Here is a 20,044-nt window from a genome sequence, read left to right as displayed (position 1 = left end):
TCACGGGGAAGCAAGGTTAGGCACACCTAAGGTAACTCATGTAGGTAAGGCTTGAATACGCCCCCCCGGGGTCGGCCGTACGGACACCTCTCAGCGTTCTCTGCCGGGTCTCCGCAGGACGTACGGCTGGACGACGCCGAGCCCGCGTGCTGGACGGCGACGTAGCTTGACCAGGTCGAAGTCGCTCACGCCGCCGAGCACCTCGGCCATCTCTCCGTCGGCCACGATCGTGCCCGGCCGGGCGATCGCGGTGAGACGGGCCGCCAGGTTGACGGTGGTGCCGAAGACGTCGCCCATCACGGGGGTCACCGGGCCGTACGCGAGCCCGATCCGCACATCGGGCCCCTCCTCCCCCGCCTTGAGTTCGTCCACCAGATCGAGTGCGATGAGCGCGGCGGCCCGCGGCTCGCCGGCGGTGAACAGCACCTCGTCGCCGAGGGTCTTGACCAGTCTGCCGCCGTGCGCGGCCACGACGTCGGAGGCCAGGGCCTCGAAACCCTCGACCAGGTCGGCCAGGGCCGGTTCGTCGAGCTCCCTGGTGACCCTGGTGAACGCGACCAGATCGGCGAAGCCCACCGCGAGCATCAGCCGGGTCGGGCCGACGTCCTGACCGAGCTCGGTGAGCGACATGAGCCGGCCCGCCGCCGCGGTCAGCTGCGACCGCCAGACGTGGAGCAGCATCTCCTCGAAGTCGGGCAGCAGCCGACGGACGGTGTCCATCACCCCGGCGACATCGCCCCCGCCCCGGTCGAGAACGGATTCGATCATGATCTCGGCCTGCCACTGGGCCAGCCTGCCGGTCGTACGGCCCAGGGCGCGCGTCATGCGGATGACGGTCCGTTCATCGAGCAGACCGGCGTCGAGCAGATGACGAATCCGCCGCAGGGCGGACAAATCGGCCTCGGTGTACGCCACCGCGTCGTCTGGCAGCGTGGCGAAGCCGAGCGCCCGCCAGATCCGCGCCGCCAGATCCCGGGAGATGCCCGCCGTCTCGGCCACCTGACGGCGGGTGTAGATCGGAGGCGACCCGACAAGCAGTCGCCGCACGTCATCGGTGCCGGGACGCCGGGACGCCCGTTGCTCTCCACGTCGGTTCACGGAGTCAGTTAACCTCAGCCCTCGGCCCGTCGCCGGACGGAGGCTCCCCTCCGATCCGGACGGTCGTACACCACCGGAGACACGGTGCCATCACGACGCCGGTACACAGCGGCACCACACCACCGGGACGCGGCGGCACCACGCCGTTGAAACGCGGTGGTACGTCGACGGCGACGGCGTGCCGGCTCGGCTCTTCCACGGCGATGCCGCAGGAGTGCCCGGCCCACCGCGGCCCGGGTTCGCTACGTCCTGGTTCGCTACGGCCTGGTTCGCCGCGGCCCGGGTTCGCTGCGGCCCGCGCCGCACTCGTCCATCCGTCCCCGGGTTCTCCCCCCCTCGGCTACCGGGATCGTCCGCAGTGCTCCGGCCTTCAGGCCGGGGGTGAAGCGGACTCTCCCGCGTAGCGGGGCAGGAAGAGCCGATTCGCCGTCAGGCGGATCGGCGTCCAGGCGGGCTCAGACCGGGCGGTTTTGCCGCTCGATGTACTGGCGCAGGACGCTGATCGGTGCGCCGTCCACGCTCCCGGCGAAGTAGGAGCCCGACCACAGCTTGTTCGCCCGGTAGTAGTGGCGGGCCAGCTCGGGGAACTCGGTCCGCACCCGCCGTGAGGAGACGCCCTTGAGGCTGTTGACGAGCCGGGACAGGGCGACCTTGGGCGGGAAGTTCACCAGGAGATGCACGTGGCCGGCCTCGCCGTTGAACTCGGCCGGCTTGGTCTCGAAGTCGGCGCGGATGTCCCGCATGATCTGCTCCATGCGTTCCAGGTGTGCCCCGGTGAACACCCGGTGCCGGAACTTGGTCACGAAAACCAAGTGGGCGTGCAGGACGAAACCACGGTGCCTGCCAGTTCTGATGTCTCCATATTCGGCCATAGACCAACGCTATGATCACGGTGTGCAGCTCAGGTACAACTTCCGTCTCTACCCGACGCCTGGTCAGTGCGGGTCGCTGGCTCGGGCGTTCGGGTGTGCGCGGGTGGTGTTCAACGACGGGCTGCGCGCACGGCAGGACGCGCGTGAGAACGGGTTGCCCTACATCTCGGACGGGGAGCTGTCCATCCGGGTCATCACGCAGGCGAAGAAGACGCCGGAGCGTGCCTGGCTGGGCGAGGTGTCCGCCGTGGTGTTACAGCAGGCGCTGGCCGATCTGAACACCGCGTACCGCAACTTCTTCGCCTCCGTGACGGGGAAACGGAAGGGGCCGAAGGCCGCTGCACCGAGGTTCCGGTCCCGCAAGGACAACCGGCAGGCGATCCGCTTCACGAAGAACGCCCGCTTTGCCGTCACGGCGGGTGGGAAGCTGCGTCTGCCGAAGATCGGTGACGTGCCGGTCCGCTGGTCCCGCGAGCTGCCCGCTGAACCCTCGTCGGTGACGGTGGTCAAGGACGCGGCCGGCAGGTACTTCGCCTCGTTCGTCGTCGAGACCAGCGATGAGCCGCTGCCCGAGTCGGCCACCGAGGTGGGGATCGACCTGGGCCTGTCCCACTTCGCCGTCACCTCCGACGGTCGGAAGGTGGACAACCCCCGTTTTCTCCGCAGGGCCGAACGCAGGCTGCGTAAGGCACAGCAGGATCTCAGCCGCAAAGCCAAGGGCAGCGCGAACCGGGCCAAGGCCAGGGCCAAGGTCGCCAAAGCGCACGCCAGGGTGGCCGACGCGCGCCGTGACCGGGCACACAGGCTCTCCACCCAGATCATCCGTGAGAACCAAGCGGTGTACGTGGAGAACCTTGCCGTGTCCGGCCTCGGGCGTACCCGCCTGGCGAAGTCCGTGCATGATGCGGGCTGGTCGCAGTTCGTCGGGATGCTGGAGTACAAGGCGGCCCGGTATGGCCGCCATTTCGCCAGGATCGACCGGTGGTTCCCCTCCTCAAAGCTGTGTTCCACACCGGGGTGCGGCCACATCGACGACACCATGCCGCTGAACGTCCGGTCGTGGAAGTGCCCGCAGTGCGGCACCGTCCACGACCGGGACGTCAACGCGGCGAAGAACATCCTGGCCGCCGGACGGGTGGACAGGCTCAACGCCTGTGGAGCGCGGGTAAGACCGGGGCCTGCCCCGGCACAGCGTGAGGAAGCAGGAAGCCTCAGAGGTGCCGCATGGCGTGGCACGGGCTGAATCCCCGGCCTTCAGGCCGGGGAGCGCGTCAATTTCCGTCGATCTCCCCGTCGGAGGCGTCCTCCACCAGCCGGAACAGCTCCTGCCGGACGAGCTGGATCTTCGGGATGTCCCGGAGATTCATCTCGCCCTTCTCCGAGGCCGACTCCACGCGGAGCGTGCCGCAGCCGAGGAGGCGCTCGACGAACCGCTGGTCGGAGCTCACGCTGTTGACCTTCGCCATCGGGATGTCCTCGTCGGACTTGTTCAGGATGCCGGTGCTGATCGCGAGCCGGTGCGAGGTCAGCGTGTACGAGGTCGTCTTCCAGCGCAGGAACGGAATGAACGACCACAGCGTCAACGCGACGAAGGCCACCACGCCCACCGCTATCCGGGCGTACATCGCGAAGCCGTAGTCACTCGGGATGAAGTAGATCGCCGCGCCGGCGGCGACCACGACGACGATGAAGGCGAGAAGCGGCAAGATCAGCCGCTTCCAATGCGGATGGAACTCGTGGATGATCCGCTCGCCCTCGGTCAGGTGATGATCTGGGAGACCCATGGCGCAAATCGTGACACGTTCCCGCCGGCTTCGCACCGTCCCCGGCACCCGACCACCGCCCGATCTTCCCCTGGCCCCCTGATCTCCCCGGGAGAACCGCTCTACGAGCCGGTCGAGCAGGCGAACGCCGAATCGTTGACAGGTGACTGAACGCGATTTAGCCTGAATGGCGTTCAGCATACTGAGTGGAATTCAGGAAGCACTGATATGACTGCGCAGTCCCGGCCCGGGCGGAGGCGGTCGTCCGACGACCCCGACCGCACCGCGCGGGCGCGGATCCGAGACGCCGCGATCGAACGCTTCGCCGCCGACGGCGTGGCGGCGACCAATCTGAAGGACATCGCGGCGGACGCGGGGGTGTCGCCACCGCTCGTCATCCACCACTTCGGCTCGAAGGAGGGGCTCCGGATCGCCTGCGACGAACACATCGCTTCGGTGATCAAGGAGCAGAAGCTGAAGGGGATGACGGCCGGCAAGGGACTCGACCCGTTCCAGGCGGTCCGGGAGGCGTACGAGGGCACGCCGATCATCAGATACCTCGCGAGGACGATCGCGGACGGTTCGCCCCATGTGGACGAACTGATCGACGAGATGATCGAGGACTCGCTGGTCTACGAGGCGGAAGGGGTCAAGAACGGCATACTCAAGCCCGCCGAGAACCCCCGGGAACAGGCGATCGTCCTGATCCTGTGGCAGCTGGGCGCACTCGTCCTGCACGAGCAGGTCAAGCGGTTGCTCGACATCGACCTGCTCGACGACACCGCGGATTCGGCGATCAAGTGGGCGCGGGTCAACGCCGACATCCTCTCCAGGGGCGTCATCACCGAGGAGTTCTACGACAGGTGGCGGGACCTCATGAAGGCCGCCGAACAGCAGCGATCCGAGCCGCGAACCGATTGACAACCGAGCAGGGACACACACGGGAAACGACATGACCACTGCCATCGCCATCTCCGGACTCGTCAAGACCTTCGGGTCGACGCGGGCTCTCGACGGGCTCGACCTCACCGTGAACACGGGAGAGGTGCACGGCTTCCTGGGCCCGAACGGCGCGGGGAAGTCCACGACCATCCGGGTCCTGCTGGGCATCCTGCGGGCGGACTCCGGCTCGGTCACCATGCTGGGCGGTGATCCGTGGGCCGACGCGGTGGCGCTGCACCGGCGCCTGGCGTACGTGCCCGGCGATGTCGAGCTGTGGCCCAACCTCACCGGAGGCGAGGCCATCGACCTGCTCGGCAGGCTGCGCGGCGGGCTGGACAGGCGGCGCCGCGACGAACTGATCGAGCGGTTCGACCTCGACCCGTCGAAGAAGGGCCGCACCTACTCCAAGGGCAACCGGCAGAAGGTCGCGATCGTGGCCGCGCTCGCGTCCGACGCCGAACTGCTGCTGCTCGACGAGCCGACGGCCGGGCTCGACCCCCTGATGGAGGTCGTGTTCCAGGACGTGATCGGGGAGGTGAAGGCGGCGGGCCGTACGGTCCTGCTGTCCAGCCACATCCTCGCCCAGGTCGAGAAGCTCGCTGACCGGATCAGCATCATCCGGCTGGGCAGGATCGTGCAGTCCGGGACGCTGGTCGAGATGCGGCACCTCACCCGCACGACCATCGAAGCCGACACCGCAGGTCCGGTGACCGGCCTGGAGCGGCTGCCCGGCGTGCACGACGCGGAGGTCGGCGACGGCCACGTGCGGTTCTCGGTGGACGGCGCACATCTCGACGCCGCGATCAAACACCTCGCGGGGTTCGGCATCCGCACGCTCACCAGCCACCCGCCGACACTCGAGGAGCTCATGCTCCGGCACTACGGCGACGAGCTCGCCGCCGAGAACAACGGAATCCACCGGGGGGTGAAGAAATGACCGCGACCGCCACGCCGGCCCTCGGCCGTACCGCTGAACGAACGGGCGGGGGCACCCTGGCGGGAACGGGCGTGCTGCTGCGGTTCGGCCTGCGGCGCGACCGCGTCCGCATCCCGGTGTGGCTCGCCGCACTGACGCTCGGTACGTTGTGGCCCGCGGCCGCCTTCCCGCGGCTCTACGCGACCGCAGCCGATCGGCAGGCGGCGGCCGCCACCATGAACAGTCCCGCCGGGCTCGCCTTCACCGGGCCCGAGCACTACCTGAGCGACTACCACTACGGCTCGATGCTGGGTCACCAGATGCTGGGCTTCATGGTGATCATGGTCGGGATCATGAGTGTCCTCATGGTGGCCCGGCACACGCGCACCGAGGAGGAGACCGGACGGGCCGAGCTGGTCCGGGCGGCCGTGGTGGGGCGGCACGCCCAGCTCGCCGCCGCGCTGATCCTGACCATCGCGGTGAACATCGCCCTCGCGCTCCTGCTCGCGCTGAGCCTTGGTTCGCTCGGCATCGACGGAGTGACCTGGGGCGGATCACTGCTCTACGGGGCGGCGCACGCGGCGGCCGGCATCACCTTCGCCGGGGTCGCCGCGGTGACCGTCCAGATCACCGAGCACTCCCGGGGCGCGTCCGGCCTGGGACTCGCCGTCGTCGGGGCGGCCTACCTCGTCCGGGCGGCCGGGGACTCGGCGGGCAGCGGCCTGTCGTGGGCCTCACCCATCGGCTGGGCCCAGCAGACCTTCGCCTACCTCGACGACCGCTGGTGGCCGCTGCTGCTGAACCTGGCGGCGGCAGCGGCGGCGGCCGCGATCGGGTTCGCGCTCAGCGTCCGCCGCGACCTCGGGGCCGGGCTGCGGGCGACCCGGCGGGGGAGGTCGGGGGCCTCGCGCGTGCTCACCACGCCGCTGGGGTTCGCCCTCCGGCTGCACCGGGGCATGCTGGTCGGCTTCGCCATCGGCATGCTGGTGCTCGGGATGTCGTACGGACCATTCCTCGGTGACATCGAGACGAGGCTCCTGGACGTCGACATGCTCAGGGAGGCGCTGGCCCGGCTCGGCGGGGCCACGTTCGTGGACTCGTTCGTCGCCATGATCATGATGCTGCTCGCGGTCGTCGCGGCGATCTACGCGGTGATCGCGACGCTGCGGGCACGGGCGGAGGAGAATTCCGGACGGGTGGAGCCGGTGCTGGCGACCGGGCTCTCCCGGACCCGCTGGCTCGGCGGTCACCTGACGGTGGCGCTGGTCGGCGGACCGGCGATGCTCCTGCTCGCCGGCCTCGCGCTCGCCGCGACCGGGGCGCCCACCGTGAACGAGAGCGGCCTCTTCGGCGAGATCGTGGTGGCCGCCGCGGCCTACATCCCGGCGCTCTGGGTGACGGCCGGCCTCGCGGTCGCCCTGGTGGGGTGGTTCCCCCGGGCGAGCGCCCTGGCCTGGCTGGTCGTGGTGTACGCGGGTGTGGTCGGATATTTCGGGACGATCCTGCAGTTCCCCGACTGGATGAGCAACCTGTCGCCGTTCGGCCACATCCCGCGGATCCCGGTCGAGAGCTTCAGCTGGACTCCGCTGCTGATCCTCACCGCGATCGCCGCCGGGCTCATCGCGGCCGGGCTGTACGGATTCCGCCGGCGCGACCTCATCACCACATGACCCCTAACCGGGGATGGGTCGGACATGGACGACGTCGCCGACGCTCAGGGCGTGCTCCTCGCCCTGAGCCCGTACGAGCAGGTGACCGAACCGGTCGACGCCGACGGCCTGGCCGATCAGCATGCGCTCGCCGGGCAGTTCGACCCTGACCTCCTGCCCCACCGTCGCCGACCACGCGAGGTAGGCCGCACGCAGCCCGGAGGCGTCCGCGTCGCCGCCCGCCTCGACCCACGGCCGGTAGTGTGACTCGATCTCCCGGAGGATCGCCCGCATCAGCGGATCGCGGTCGGTGCACGCGGCGTCCTCCACGGCGAGGGAGGTCGCCCGGTCCGCCGGCAGTTCCTCCTGTCGCATGGAGACGTTGAGGCCCATGCCGACGACGATCGAGCCGTCCACCCGTTCGGCGAGGATGCCGGCGAACTTGCGCTCACCGGCCAGCAGGTCGTTGGGCCACTTCAGCCGGACGTCGAGCTCGGCGATCCGCCGTACGGCATGGGCGGCGGCCAGCCCGATCAGCAGCGGAAGCCATCCCTGGAGCGTGGGCGGCACGCCCTCCGGCCGGAGCAGGACCGAGAAGGACAGGCCCGAGCGCGGCGGCGCCACCCATGCCCTGCCGAGCCGGCCGCGTCCGGCGAACTGGGACTCCGCGATCAGAACCGTGCCCTCGCGTGCGCCTTCGCGCGCGGCCCGGGCCAGATCGGCGTTGGTGGAGCCGGTTCGCTCGACCACGTCGATGGCCGACCAGAGCGAGCCGGGCCGGACAAGTGCTCTTCGCAGCGCCGGCTCCGACAGCGGTGGACGCTCGAGATCGGCGTAGCGCGATTCCCTCATCCGCTCAGGTTATCGATCCCACGCCCGTCGTGCGCGTGGGCCCGGATCATCACGCACCCGGCCACCGATCAGGGAAGACAACGGAGCCCCGCGGGTAGAAACCCTGCGTATGTGTCGTATTCCGCCCTGCGGGCAGGCGGGGTGCCGTACGGGTCACCCGGGGCGGCATGGCGGGATCGGGGGTTGTGCGCGGTGGGCGGAGACCAGATCAGGGTGGCGATGATCCACGGCCCGGCGCCGGCGGACCTGGACGGGGTCAGCGACTACGTCGAACGCCTGATGCACGCGCTGGGCGATGTCGGGGTGGCGACGGCATCGGTACCGGTGCGCGGCGACGGCTCGACCGCCGGGTGGCTCACCGCCACGCTGCGGGCGGCACGCGAGGTGTGGCGGCTGCGGCCCGACGTGGTCCACGTGCAGTTCGCACCGTCGGCGTACCGGTTCTCCGGGCTGCCCGGGCTGCTGCCGCCGCTGCTGCCGCCGTACGCGCCGCTCGTCACCACGCTGCACGAGTACGGCTGGTGGGCGGCGCCCACATGGGTGCCGGACGCGGTGTGGCGGCCGCTCGAACGCGCCCGGCTGTGGGACCGGGAGACCGGGCGGCTGGTCCCGGCCAGCAGGGCGGTCGTGGTCACCAACGGGGGACACGCCCGGCAGGTCGGGCTGCGGACGCGCGGCCGTCCGATCGAGGTGCCGCTGGCCCCCAACGTGGCCGACCACGGCGGCCCCGCGCCCGACGGCCTCGGCCCGGAGCGTACCGGCGAGGTGCTGGCCTTCTTCGGCTTCGTGCATCCGGTGAAGGGCATCCGATATCTGCTGGAGGCCGTGGCACGCCTGCGTGCCGGACGCCCGAGCCTGCGCCTGCTGGTCATCGGCGGGTTCACCTCGCAGGCGCTGCCTGAGGCCGAGGCCGGCGCCTTCCGCGCCGAGTTGGAGGCGCTCGCCGAGGGACTGGGCGTGGCGGACGCGGTGACCTTCACCGGCCATCTGCCCGCCGCCGCTGTGTCGGAGGCGTTGCACGCGGCCGACGTGGGCGTGCTGCCCTTCACCGGCGGCGTCACCGCCAAGAGCGGGGCGCTGCTCACGATGCTGGCACACGGGCTGCCGACCGCGATCACCGTCCCGGACGAGCCCGGTCCGTCCGCTCTCGATGGTGCCGTCGCCGTGATCCCGGCCAGGCGCGACGCCGCGGCGATCGCCGGCGCGCTGGAGCGGCTGCTGGACGACGCGGCGCTGCGGCGGCGGCTCGCCGGGGCCGGGCGGCGGGTGTCCGCCGGGCACTCGTGGTCCGGGGTGGCCGCCGCCCATCGGGAGCTGTACGACAGCCTGGTCGGCTCGGCGTACGGACGCCGGCATGCCTGACCGGTACGCCGACATCCTCGTGGTCGACCTCCTCGGCGGCATCGGCGACCTGATCATGATCCTCCCGGTGGTGCACGCCCTGGCCCGCCGCAATCCCGGCGCGTCGCTGCGCGTGCTCACCCATGATCCCGGTGCCGATCTCGTCCGCGGCGATCCATCCGTGACCGAGGTTCACACTCCGGCGCATGGACGTCCCGGCGCCGAGCGGGAGGCGGTGGCACGGGTGCTTGCCGAGCGCCGTCCCGACCTCGCCGTCACGACCACCCGCTACGACGGCATTCCCGGCCTGCTCGCCGCCTCCGGCGCCCGCTGCGTCACCGATCTGTGGCGGCGGCCGCCGCCCGGCGAGCCGGTCGGGCTGCGCTACCTGCGCATCCTGCAAGCCGAGGGCCTGCTCGGCCACGACGACCCCGGTGACCTGGCCCGGCCGCGGGTGCACCTGAACACGACCGAGCTGGCCAGGGGCCGCCGGCTGCTCGGCGGATGTCTGCCCGCTGCCGCTCACCGGCCTCCGGCGGTGCTCGTCACCGGCGGCGGGATGGCCGTCAAGCACTGGCCGTACTGGACCGAGCTCGCGGGGATGCTCGCGGAACGCGGACATCCCGTGCTCGTCGTCGGCGAGCCGCCCGGTGCGGGGCCACCCGACGTGGAGCCCTCGGGTAGGGGGCCGCTCGGCGTGGGGCCGATTGGGGGGCCGCCCTTCGTGCTGCTGCCCGCCGTGGGGCTGCGGGACCTCGCCGCCTGCTTCGCCGCCGTCGCCGGCCTGGGCGGCGTCGTGGTGGGCGGCGACACCGGCCCGGTACGGCTCGCAGCGGCGGCAGGCGCCACCACGGTGGGGCTGTTCGGCCCGACATCGGCCCTCCGGTACGGCATCGGCGGCGGCGTCGACCTGCAGGGGCTGCCGGACTGCCCGCATCGGCTGCCCACCGCCATCACCGAGCAGCCGTGCTGGTGGACCGCCCGATGTCCGCTCACTCCCGGAGGCCGGCCCGCCTGCATGGCGGACATTCCCGCGTGGTCCGTGGCCGATGCCGTGACCCGGCTGACCACTGTCCGCCGCTGACCGCGCGGCGGAGAAGGCCGGCCCCTCGGCTTCCGTGGACGGACACCTGATGCCGGTCACGGTCACGTCGCCGGCGGTGCCGTACGGGAAGGGTGGGGAGGGTGCTCCCGCGTGTGCTCAGCGCACATGGCAGGCTGCTGGGCGAAGGTCTGCGGCTCAGAGCACCCGGGTCTGGAGGAACGCATGTGCGGCGATGGTGGAGAACGGCCGGTGCACCGTCCGGGGGCGGTCACCCGGATCAGGGTCCGCCAGGTGTCCGGTTCGGCCGTACGAGATCGGCGTGACGATCTGGCGACCGAGGAGCCGCTGGAGATCCGGCTGCTGGCCGGTGGCGAGAGCCGTACGGTCGCGATCACCATGCGGACTCCGGGCGCCGACTTCGAACTGGCGGCCGGCTTCCTTTACGGCGAGGGCGTGATCGGGCCTGGGGACATCGCCGCCATCGGCTACTGCACGGATGAGGATCTGGCGCCGGAAGAGCGCTACAACACGGTGACCGTACGGCTCAGCCTGCCCGTCCTGCCCGACATCACCACCCTTGAGCGACATTTCCTGACATCGAGCGCGTGCGGGGTCTGCGGCACCGCGACGCTGGCGGCGTTACGCGACCGCTGCCCAGCGCCTATGACCGGGCCCGCGCCCGCCGCGCCTGCTCTCACCGTCGCGCCGCGGATCCTGTACGGCCTGCCGCACCTGCTGCGCAAGGCTCAGAGCGGGTTCGGCCGGACCGGCGGGCTGCACGCGGCCGGACTGTTCACCCCCGACGGCACGCCTGTCGGCACACGCGAGGACGTGGGGCGGCACAACGCGGTCGACAAGCTGGTCGGCTCGGCGCTGCTGGCCGGACGACTGCCGTTCGACCGGCACATCCTGCTGGTCAGCGGGCGGGCGAGCTACGAGATCATGCAGAAGGCGGTGACCGCCGGCGTCCAGATCGTCTGCGCCGTGTCGGCCCCGTCGTCCCTGGCCGTGAACGTGGCCCGCGAGTTCGGCGTGACCCTCGTCGGATTCCTCCGCGAGGAGCGCTTCAACATCTACTCGGGGGCCGAGCGGATCACGACCGGAGACGACGCCTGACCTCACCCCGGGCCGGGGTCAGCCGGTGTTCTGAAGACCGGCGGCGACGCCGTTCACACTCAGCAGGAGGAGCGTGGACAGGCGCTCGCGTTCCTCCTCCGGCAACCCGTCGCCGGCGTTGCCGCGGTCGGCCCGCAGGGCCGAGAGGGCACGCAGCTGAAGGTGGCTGAGCGCGTCCACGTAGGGGTCGCGCAGCTGCACGGCCCGCGACAGGACCCGCCGGTTCTCCAGCAGCATGCTGTGCCCGGTCACCTCCAGCACCAGCCGCCGCGTGAGGTCGTACTCCGCGAGGACCTGCTCGGCGAAGTCGTCCCGGCCGCCGAGGGCGAGATATCGCGAGGCGATCGCCCGGTCGGTCTTGGCCAGCGACATCTCGGCGTTGTCGAGCATCGCGGCGAACAGCGGCCACTCCCGGTAGGCCGCCCGCGGCTCGTCCAGGCCGCCGCGGGACTCCACGGCCGCGAGACCGCTGCCCAGGCCGTACCATCCGGGCAGGTTGACCCGGGTCTGGGCCCAGGAGAACACCCACGGGATCGCCCGCAGGTCGTCGAGCGAGCGCGGGGCGCCCAGACCACGCCGGGCGGGCCGCGACCCGATCCGCAGCGAGCCGATCTCCTCCAGCGGACTGACCAGGGCGAACCACTCGGGGAAGCCCGGCGCCTCGGTCAGCGATCTGTAGGCGCGCTCCGACGCGCCGGCGACCTGCTCGGCCAGACCGCGGAACCTGGCGGCCGCCGCGGCCGTGTTCGACTCGACGGCCCTGTTCGAGGCCAGCAGCACCGCGTTGCTCACCTGCTCTATGTGGCGGCGGGCGATCGCCGAGTGGCCGTAGCGGGCGAAGATGACCTCGCCCTGCTCGGTGACCTTGAACCGGCCCGCGACCGACCCCGGCGCCTGGGCCAGCACGGCCCGGTTGGCCGGGCCGCCGCCCCGGCCGAGCGCGCCGCCCCGGCCGTGGAAGAGCGTCAGCCGGACGTCGTTGGCCACGGCCCAGGCGGCCAGCGCCGCCTGCGCGTCGTACAGGCGCAGGGTGGCGGCGGCGGGCCCGAGCTCCTTGGCCGAGTCGGAGTATCCGAGCATGACCTCGAGGCGCCGTCCGTTGTCGGCGAGCCGCCGCCGGACCGGCTCCAGCCTGAGCATGCCGTCGAGCACCTCCGTGGCGTTGTCCAGGTCCTCACCGGACTCGAACAGCGGCACCACGTCGAGCACCGGCGTACGGTCGCCCATCGCGTGCGCGGCCAGCTCGTAGACGGCCGCGATGTCGTCGGCGGAACGGGTGAACGAGACGACGTACCGGGAGCAGGCACGCACCCCGAACCGCTCCTGGATCCAGCCGATCACCCGGATCGTGGCCAGGACCTCCTCGGTGCGCTCCGACGTCGCGCCGGAGGCGATCTCCTTCAGCGTCTCCGCGTGGACCTTGGAGTGCTGGCGCACCTCCAGCTCGGCGAGGTGGAACCCGAAGGTCTCCACCTGCCAGATCAGGTGCTGCAGCTCGCCGTAGGCCTGCCGTACGGCACCCGCCTCGCGCAGGGAATCCTGCGCGAGGCGCAGGTCGGCGAGCAGCTCGTCGGGTGAGCGGTAGGCGAGGTCGAGGTCGCGGCGCCGGGTCGCGACCACCCGTGCCGCGATGAACAGCAGCCACTGCCGGTGCGGCTCCTGCGGGGAGCGCTTCGCCATCTCCGACACGAGGTCGGGGTGATGCTCCTCCGCCCGGGCCAGCGCGTCGCGCAGCGCGGCCGACGGCGGCGTGTAGCCGGCCGCGACCGTGAGCGTGCGGCCGATCCTGGTGGTGGCGTTCTCCAGCGCGATCAGGATGTGCTCGGCCTGGATCTGCATGGCTTCACGGGTCACCCTGGCGGTGACGTTGGGATTGCCGTCGCGGTCGCCGCCGATCCAGCTGCCGAAGCGGATGAACGGGCGCGACAGCGGTGCGCGCGTGCCGGTCCCGGTGTCGAGCGCCGAGTCGAACGAGCGGTAGATCAGCGGCACCGTGCGGAAGAGCGTCTCGTCGAAGGCGGCCATCGCCGTACGCACCTCGTCGAGCGGGTCGAGCTTGGTCGATCTGAGCTGGGCGGTGCGCCACAGCAGGTCGATCTCCTCGAGGAGCCGGCGGCGGGCCTCCTCCCGCTCCGCCGCGCCCCGGCCCGGGGTGTTGAACACGTCGAGCCGGGAGCTGATCCGCTGGATAGCGGTGACGATCGCCCGCCGTCGCGCCTCGGTCGGATGCGCGGTCAGCACGGGGCGGAACTCCAGCCCCTCGATCAGCTCGGGGAGCCGTTCGTCGTCGCGCAGCCGCTGCACGGCCTCGGCCAGCGACTCGCGCACCGGCACGTCGTCGCGGTCGCGCTGCCGCAGGATGCGGATGCGGTAGTGCTCCTCGGCCAGGTTGGCGAGGTGGAAGTAGCAGGTGAACGCCCGCGCGATCTGGACCGCCCGCTCGACCGGCCATTCGGCGACCATGGCGGCGACCTCGTCGGCCGTCGCCTCGCCGCGCCGGGCTGCGATCACGGCTTTGCGCAGCCGTTCCACATCTGCCAGCAGATCAGGACCGCCGTGCTCGGCGATCACTTGGCCCAGCAGGCCACCCAGGAGGCGCACGTCAGCACGCATCTCCTCGGGCAGCTCCGCTGCGGCGTTGTTGCGTTCCGCCGGAATGTGCCGTTCGACTGGAACACCGTCTCGGTCTGAGGAAGCGTTGGCGGCCATGTTCGGAAGGCTAGCGAACCCGTTTCGATGCCCGGAGACCGGTCTCAATAAATGGACTAGACCACCACGGAAACCCCCGCTCACCTGCGGTTACGTGCTTCGGCTCACACGGGCCTCGAGACCGCGGCGAGGATGTCGGGGATGCGCCGATAGCCGATCGAGGCGGCCAGACGGCGCCCTCCCCAGGCCACCGCCAGGCCGTACGGCACGGCCACGGCGGCCCAGGCGGTGAACCCGAACAGGGGCGGCACGATGACGGGCAGCCCCACGACGCAGGTGCCGGTCATCGCGGCGAGGGTGGCGGCGAACGCCTGCCCGCCCTGCCCCGGCGCCGCCCCGGTGAAGGCGTTGAGGCGCTCGGGATAGGTGTACGGGATGAGCACGCTGACCACGGCGCCCACGCCGAGTGCGACGCCCAGCAGGCCCCAGGCCGTGGCCGTGGTGGCGACCACGAGCCCCGGGTCGCCCGCCGTCACGGCCGCGACAACGGACAGCACCGTCAGCAGCGGCACCGCGATGACCGCGTGGGCGAGATGCCGGCCGGCGAGGTCCGTCCGCACGTCGCGTTCCGTGGCGAAGGCCACGGCGTTCATCCACAGCGACCGTCCGTCGATGCCGAACGCGTTGGCCGCCTGGAAACCCATCATGATCGCGGCCAGGCAGATGGGCCCGATCACGAGCGCCGGGCCGTCGTAGTCGCTCTGGCCGCGCATGGAGAACATCAGGATGCCGCTCACCACCACGGCCGTGAACCAGTTGACCCGCCCGCGCGGCTCCCTTCTGGCGTACTTGAGCTCCTTGGCGACGACCGCGCCGAGCATGCCGCCCGGCAGGAAGGCGGCCACCCGCGAGCGCCGTACCGCACCGCCGCCCCGGTTGGAGGAGTCGGACGTGACGAGGGCCCGGCGCAGGGCCACGATCCACAGCCAGGCGAGCGCCACGACGGCCAGTGCGAGCACGGCGATCTCAGCCACGCCGACGAGCCCGCCGTCGGCGATCGCGTGCGCTGCCAGTCCGGGCGGCGACCAGCGCAGCACCCCCGCCGTGGCCGCGAGCAGCTCCAGCGGGTCTCCCGGGAGCCCCCGGTTGAGGATCAGGCTGGGGATCTGGGTGAGGACGAGGAAGAAGACGACGCCGACCGCGAGCACGTCACGGCCACGGCGGCTGCGCAGCGCGCCGGACAGCGCGGTCGTGACGGCGCGGGAGAGCACCAGGCAGAAGGCGAACTGCAGCAGCACGGCGGGCAGGCCGATCAGCACCCCGCCGGGGCCCGAGGCCATCGCCACGACGCCTCCGCCCAGCATGACCAGCGAAGCGACCGGCCAGGGACCGGTCGCCGAGGCGGCGAACATGCCGACGGCGAACTGCCGGGTCGTCAGCGGGAAGAGCGTCAGCCGGGCCGGGTCGAGGGTCTCGTCCAGGCCGAAGGCCATCAGCGGTACGAAGATCCAGGACAGCGCGACCAGCGTGAACATCACGATGCCGACATCCTGGGCGACGTCGGCCGGCGCCAGCCGGAGCAGCGCGAACAGCACGAACCCCAGGACGGCGACGACGCCGGCGGCGAGGCAGGAGAAGACGAAGCCGAGCTGCTTGGCGACGTCTCCCCTCAGGTTGCCGCGGATCAGGCGCAGCTTGAGCCGTACGAACAGCGCCGCCGTCGCGCGCGTACCCATCGCGGTCGCGGGCGTCATGGACGTCGCGGACGTCACGGACGTCGAATCCGGCGTCACGTCGCGCCTCCGGTTCCCGTGGCGGCCGAGCCGAGCCAGGACAGGCCGTCGTCACCGTTGCCGCGGGCGCCGACGAGATCGAGGAACGCCTCGTTGAGCGTGCGCTCGCCGCGTACGTCGTCGAGCGGGCCCTGGGCCACGATCCGGCCGCGATCCATCACCGACACCCAGTCGCAGAGCCGCTCGACCAGGTCCATCACATGACTGGAGAAGACCACGGTCGAACCCGAGGCGGTGAACCTGCGCAGCACCTCGGTCAGGGTGTTCGACGACACCGGGTCCACCCCCTCGAACGGCTCGTCGAGGAACAGCACACCCGGATTGTGCAGCAGCGCGGCGGCCAGGCCGATCTTCTTCCGCATGCCGGTCGAGTAGTCGACCACCAGCTTGTCCTGCGATTCGACGAGATCCATGACCCGTAAGAGCTCGTCGGCACGCCTGCCGACCTCGTCGACCGGGATGCCCCGCAGCTGACCGCTGTAGAGCAGCAGCTCCCGGCCGGAGAGCCGCTCGAACAGCCGGAGCCCCTCGGGCAGCACGCCGATGCGCGACTTGACGCTGACGGGATCGGCCCAGACGTTGTGGCCGTCGACCTCGATGAGGCCGCCGTCGGGGCGCAGCAGGCCGGTGATCATACTGAGCGTCGTGGTCTTGCCCGCGCCGTTCGGACCGACGAGGCCGGCGAAGCTGCCCTTCGGCACGACCAGGTCGATCCCGGCCACCGCGACCTGCTGCCCGAACCGCTTGAACAGTCCCTGTGTCCGCACCGCTTCCGTCATGCGCCCCACCCTGCCAGATTTCCTCATCGTGACGTCCTGACATACCGCCGTCCCGCGGTCCTGCCGCCCTGGCAACGAACGGCGGCCGAGCCGGGGTTCCGTAGGGTCTCCTCCCGGCCGTTTCCCCGGGCCCGGCCGAGGTCGCCCGGGGCCACCCCGGCGCTGACCACGGTGAGCGCCTGGTTAACCTGTCCGACATGAGTGCGGAGCGAACCCGGCCCGTCGTACGAAGCGGAACACGGGGAAGGGTGATCGGCCGATGAGCGCCGAGACCCCCCACGAGATCGACATCCACACGACCGCCGGCAAGATCGCCGACCTGGAGCGGCGCAAGCACGAGGCGGCCCACGCCGGCTCCCGGCGAGCGGTGGAGAGGCAGCACGCCAAGGGCAAGATGACGGCCAGGGAGCGGCTGCTGGCCTTCCTCGACGAGGGCTCGTTCGTCGAGTTCGACGAGCTCGCCAGACACCGTTCCACGAGCTTCGGGCTCGATCGCGAGCGGCCGTACGGCGACGGCGTCGTGACCGGGCACGGCACGGTGGACGGCCGCCCGGTCGCGGTGTTCGCGCAGGACTTCACGGTCTTCGGCGGCTCGCTCGGCGAGGTCTTCGGCGAGAAGATCGTCAAGGTCATGGACCACGCGCTGAAGACCGGCTGCCCGGTCGTCGGCATCAACGACTCCGGCGGCGCGCGCATCCAGGAGGGCGTGGTCTCCCTGGGCCTCTATGCGGAGATCTTCAAGCGCAACGTGCACGCCTCCGGGGTGATCCCGCAGATCTCGATGATCATGGGACCGTGCGCCGGCGGCGCCGTGTACTCCCCCGCACTGACCGACTTCGTCCTGATGGTTCAGGAGAAGTCGCACATGTTCATCACCGGGCCGGACGTCATCAAGACCGTCACCGGTGAGGAGGTGACGTTCGAGGAGCTGGGCGGCGCGCGCACCCATGGCTCGAAGTCCGGCGTGGCGCACTACGAGGCGACCGACGAGGAGGACTGCCTGGAGTTCGCCCGGGCGCTGCTGTCCTACCTGCCGTCCAACAACATGGACGAGGCGCCGGTCTTCGAGGTGGACGCGCCGCTGGAGACCACCGATACCGACAGCGAACTCGACACGCTCATCCCCGACTCGGCCAACCAGCCGTACGACATGCACCAGGTCATCGAGCACGTGCTGGACGACGGGGAGTTCCTGGAGGTCCACGCGGGCTTCGCACCGAACATCGTGGTCGGCTTCGGCCGGGTCGAGGGCCGCTCTGTCGGCGTGGTGGCCAACCAGCCGATGAGCTTCGCCGGCACGCTCGACATCGCCGCCTCGGAGAAGGCCGCCCGATTCGTCCGCACGTGTGATGCCTTCAACGTTCCGGTGCTGACGTTCGTCGACGTGCCGGGCTTCCTCCCGGGCACCGACCAGGAGTGGAACGGCATCATCCGCCGGGGGGCCAAGCTCCTGTTCGCCTACGCCGAGGCCACCGTGCCCCTGGTGACCGTCATCACCCGGAAGGCGTACGGCGGAGCCTATGACGTCATGGGCTCCAAGCACCTCGGCGCCGACATCAACCTGGCCTGGCCGACGGCCCAGATCGCCGTGATGGGCGCCCAGGGCGCGGTCAACATCCTCTACCGGCGGGAACTCGCCGAGGCCGACGACGCGGAGGCCGCACGCGGCCGGTTCATCACGGAGTACGAGGAGAGGCTGGCCAACCCCTACCTCGCCGCCGAGCGCGGCTATGTGGACGCGGTCATCCGGCCCTCGGAGACCCGGGTCCAGATCATCCGCGCGCTGCGCGCGCTCCGGCACAAGCGGGCCGCGCTGCCCCCGAAGAAGCACGGGAACATCCCGCTGTGACCGGCGGTCCCGACGCGACCACGACACCGGAGGTGGCCATGGCCCCAGAAACGACGGCGGCTTCGAAGGCGACGGCGGAAGAGCCGATCGTGAAGATCGTGCGCGGCGCGGCGACCCCCGAGGAGGTCGCCGCGCTCGTGGCCGTGCTCACCGCGCTGCCGGAATCCCGGCCCGCGGCGGGCGCCGTACGGGAATCCGGAAACTGGCGTAAATCGGCATACCGGACGAGAGGGCCGCTGCCGCATGGGCCCGGCGCCTGGCGGCGGGCCTTCTTCCCCGGCGTCTAGACGGCTCCGGCGCGAGCGGGGTGCGATTACATCGGCGGAACGGGGTGTCAACCGGCCCAAGAGTTGGGACTATCTAGAAAGTGGGGGAATGATAGTCAGCCCGATCATCTAGTGACGAGTCCTGGAGGACACCATGGCCATCCCGGACTTCAGCACACATGGCATTGCCGCAAAGTATGCCGTTCTTGTTGATGTCGGTTACCTGTACGCGGCTGCCGGCGAAGTTCTGTTAGGCGCGAAGGAGCGCAAGGAGTACCGCATCGCCGCGGACGAGTTGATTCAGGCGCTCCAGAAGCACGCACTTGAGCGCATCCCCGGCGGTGAGTTGCTCCGAATCTACTGGTATGACGCAGCTCGTGATCGTGTGCCCACCGTGGACCAGCGGGTGATCGCACAGCTTCCCTGGGTGAAGGTGCGGCTCGGCAACCTGAACGCCAGGGGCCAGCAGAAGGGTGTGGACGCGCAGATCCGCAGCGACCTGGAGGCGCTGGCCCGGCACCACGCGGTCAGCGACGCCGTGTTGATCGCCGGGGATGAGGACATGGTCCCGGCCGTCGAGGCCGCCCAGGCGTACGGTGTGCGCATCCATCTTTGGGGGGTCGAGCCGCCCTTCGGCACGAACCAGGCCGAGCGGCTCGTGTGGGAGTCCGACACCGTTGAGATCTTGAGCGCCGAGTTTCTGCGTCCCTATTTCACTCGCGCGCCCGTTCCCGTTCCGGTGCCGCCCACGCCGTCGCCCGCCCAGGTGTTCGCGGGCCGCACGGTCAAACCCATGCCGAAGGCGCCGGTCGGCCAGGTCGCCAAGCTCGGTCCTGGGCGTCCACGGGTGGAGGAGGTGGGCGAGCACGTCGCGCAGAAGTGGATCCTCACCCGGGGCCGCGACAACATCCGAGATCTGCTGCCCGGCCCCATCCTGCCCACGGTCATCGACACCGAGCTGCTGATCGAGGCGGAGAAGGAGCTGGGCCACTCGCTGCGGCCCTATCCGGAGGCACGGGTCTGGCTGCGTGACGGCTTCTGGGCCAGGGTCTATCGGGAGTTCGATCTCGGGGTGGGCATATCGAGCAAGTGACGCCGGCAGGTGCGGGAGCGG

Annotated in this window: 17 protein-coding genes; 10 read left to right on the top strand and 7 right to left on the bottom strand. The window is 70.8% G+C overall.

Features of this window, described 5'->3' with window-relative positions:
* Positions 1-90 precede the first annotated feature (90 nt).
* Together ACQP1K_RS05515 and tnpA are read right to left on the bottom strand one after the other, a co-directional pair.
* Entirely contained in the window at positions 91-1,098 is a 1,008-nt protein-coding gene (locus ACQP1K_RS05515; RefSeq protein WP_433499781.1) for an adenylate/guanylate cyclase domain-containing protein, read from the bottom strand.
* A 455-nt stretch (positions 1,099-1,553) separates the two neighbouring features.
* Positions 1,554-1,970 (bottom strand): IS200/IS605 family transposase, encoded by a 417-nt coding sequence (tnpA, locus tag ACQP1K_RS05510; RefSeq protein ID WP_433499780.1) that lies wholly within the window; start codon positions 1,968-1,970, stop codon positions 1,554-1,556.
* Between the two features lie 22 nt (positions 1,971-1,992).
* Here tnpA and ACQP1K_RS05505 point away from each other — a divergent pair, with 22 nt between their 5' ends.
* The gene (locus ACQP1K_RS05505; RefSeq protein ID WP_433499779.1) at positions 1,993-3,213 is read left to right on the top strand and encodes an RNA-guided endonuclease InsQ/TnpB family protein; all 1,221 of its coding nucleotides are present in this window, start codon (positions 1,993-1,995) and stop codon (positions 3,211-3,213) included.
* 28 nt (positions 3,214-3,241) lie between these two features.
* On the opposite strand, the gene ACQP1K_RS05500 is transcribed toward ACQP1K_RS05505, so the two are convergent.
* Entirely contained in the window at positions 3,242-3,754 is a 513-nt protein-coding gene (locus tag ACQP1K_RS05500) for a PH domain-containing protein (protein ID WP_433499778.1), read from the bottom strand.
* A 207-nt stretch (positions 3,755-3,961) separates the two neighbouring features.
* Between ACQP1K_RS05500 and ACQP1K_RS05495 the strand changes: the two genes are divergently transcribed.
* From ACQP1K_RS05495 to ACQP1K_RS05485, 3 genes are read left to right on the top strand one after another with little or no spacing between them, the layout of a single operon-like run.
* On the top strand, positions 3,962-4,654 hold the full coding sequence (locus ACQP1K_RS05495) for a TetR/AcrR family transcriptional regulator (RefSeq protein WP_433499777.1): 693 nt from the start codon (positions 3,962-3,964) through the stop codon (positions 4,652-4,654).
* Between the two features lie 31 nt (positions 4,655-4,685).
* Positions 4,686-5,612 (top strand): ATP-binding cassette domain-containing protein, encoded by a 927-nt coding sequence (locus ACQP1K_RS05490; protein WP_433499776.1) that lies wholly within the window; start codon positions 4,686-4,688, stop codon positions 5,610-5,612.
* Complete coding sequence (locus ACQP1K_RS05485) at positions 5,609-7,261, top strand: ABC transporter permease (RefSeq protein ID WP_433499775.1); 1,653 nt, start codon at positions 5,609-5,611, stop codon at positions 7,259-7,261. The genes ACQP1K_RS05490 and ACQP1K_RS05485 overlap by 4 nt, the downstream gene beginning before the upstream one ends.
* 3 nt (positions 7,262-7,264) lie before the next feature.
* Here the strand turns inward: ACQP1K_RS05485 and ACQP1K_RS05480 are convergent, their stop codons facing one another.
* A complete protein-coding gene (locus ACQP1K_RS05480; protein ID WP_433499774.1) occupies positions 7,265-8,092 on the bottom strand; it encodes a biotin--[acetyl-CoA-carboxylase] ligase in 828 nt (275 codons plus the stop codon).
* Positions 8,093-8,203: 111 nt separating this feature from the next.
* On the opposite strand from ACQP1K_RS05480, the gene ACQP1K_RS05475 reads away from it, so the two are divergent.
* The 3 genes from ACQP1K_RS05475 to fdhD all read left to right on the top strand — a co-directional run bounded on the left by ACQP1K_RS05475 (position 8,204) and on the right by fdhD (position 11,594).
* On the top strand, positions 8,204-9,454 hold the full coding sequence (locus ACQP1K_RS05475) for a glycosyltransferase (protein ID WP_433499773.1): 1,251 nt from the start codon (positions 8,204-8,206) through the stop codon (positions 9,452-9,454).
* Positions 9,447-10,517 carry a glycosyltransferase family 9 protein gene (locus tag ACQP1K_RS05470; protein WP_433499772.1) on the top strand — a complete coding sequence of 357 codons (1,071 nt, stop codon included), beginning with the start codon at positions 9,447-9,449 and terminating at the stop codon, positions 10,515-10,517. Before ACQP1K_RS05475 ends, ACQP1K_RS05470 begins: the two co-directional genes overlap by 8 nt.
* Positions 10,518-10,727: 210 nt before the next feature.
* Entirely contained in the window at positions 10,728-11,594 is an 867-nt protein-coding gene (fdhD, locus tag ACQP1K_RS05465; protein ID WP_433499771.1) for a formate dehydrogenase accessory sulfurtransferase FdhD, read from the top strand.
* 18 nt (positions 11,595-11,612) lie between these two features.
* On the opposite strand, the gene ACQP1K_RS05460 is transcribed toward fdhD, so the two are convergent.
* The 3 genes from ACQP1K_RS05460 to ACQP1K_RS05450 form a co-directional block, all read right to left on the bottom strand.
* Positions 11,613-14,303, bottom strand: coding sequence for a phosphoenolpyruvate carboxylase (locus ACQP1K_RS05460; protein WP_433499770.1), 2,691 nt, complete (start codon positions 14,301-14,303; stop codon positions 11,613-11,615).
* 104 nt (positions 14,304-14,407) lie between these two features.
* On the bottom strand, positions 14,408-15,979 hold the full coding sequence (locus ACQP1K_RS05455; RefSeq protein WP_433499769.1) for a hypothetical protein: 1,572 nt from the start codon (positions 15,977-15,979) through the stop codon (positions 14,408-14,410).
* Positions 15,980-16,032: 53 nt separating this feature from the next.
* Positions 16,033-16,815: an ABC transporter ATP-binding protein gene (locus ACQP1K_RS05450; RefSeq protein ID WP_433499768.1), complete on the bottom strand. Its 783-nt coding sequence runs from the start codon at positions 16,813-16,815 to the stop codon at positions 16,033-16,035.
* Positions 16,816-17,074: 259 nt separating this feature from the next.
* Here ACQP1K_RS05450 and ACQP1K_RS05445 point away from each other — a divergent pair, with 259 nt between their 5' ends.
* The 3 genes from ACQP1K_RS05445 to ACQP1K_RS05435 all read left to right on the top strand — a co-directional run bounded on the left by ACQP1K_RS05445 (position 17,075) and on the right by ACQP1K_RS05435 (position 20,023).
* The gene (locus ACQP1K_RS05445; RefSeq protein WP_433499767.1) at positions 17,075-18,664 is read left to right on the top strand and encodes an acyl-CoA carboxylase subunit beta; all 1,590 of its coding nucleotides are present in this window, start codon (positions 17,075-17,077) and stop codon (positions 18,662-18,664) included.
* Positions 18,661-18,951, top strand: coding sequence for an acyl-CoA carboxylase subunit epsilon (locus tag ACQP1K_RS05440; protein WP_433499766.1), 291 nt, complete (start codon positions 18,661-18,663; stop codon positions 18,949-18,951). Before ACQP1K_RS05445 ends, ACQP1K_RS05440 begins: the two co-directional genes overlap by 4 nt.
* Before the next feature lie 133 nt (positions 18,952-19,084).
* The gene (locus ACQP1K_RS05435) at positions 19,085-20,023 is read left to right on the top strand and encodes an NYN domain-containing protein (protein WP_433499765.1); all 939 of its coding nucleotides are present in this window, start codon (positions 19,085-19,087) and stop codon (positions 20,021-20,023) included.
* Positions 20,024-20,044 lie beyond the last annotated feature (21 nt).

Source organism: Sphaerimonospora sp. CA-214678 (genome assembly GCF_050942215.1).
Lineage (GTDB): Bacteria > Actinomycetota > Actinomycetes > Streptosporangiales > Streptosporangiaceae > Sphaerimonospora.
Note: the sequence above shows the minus strand (reverse complement) of the source record. Positions and strands in the feature narration are given on the sequence as shown.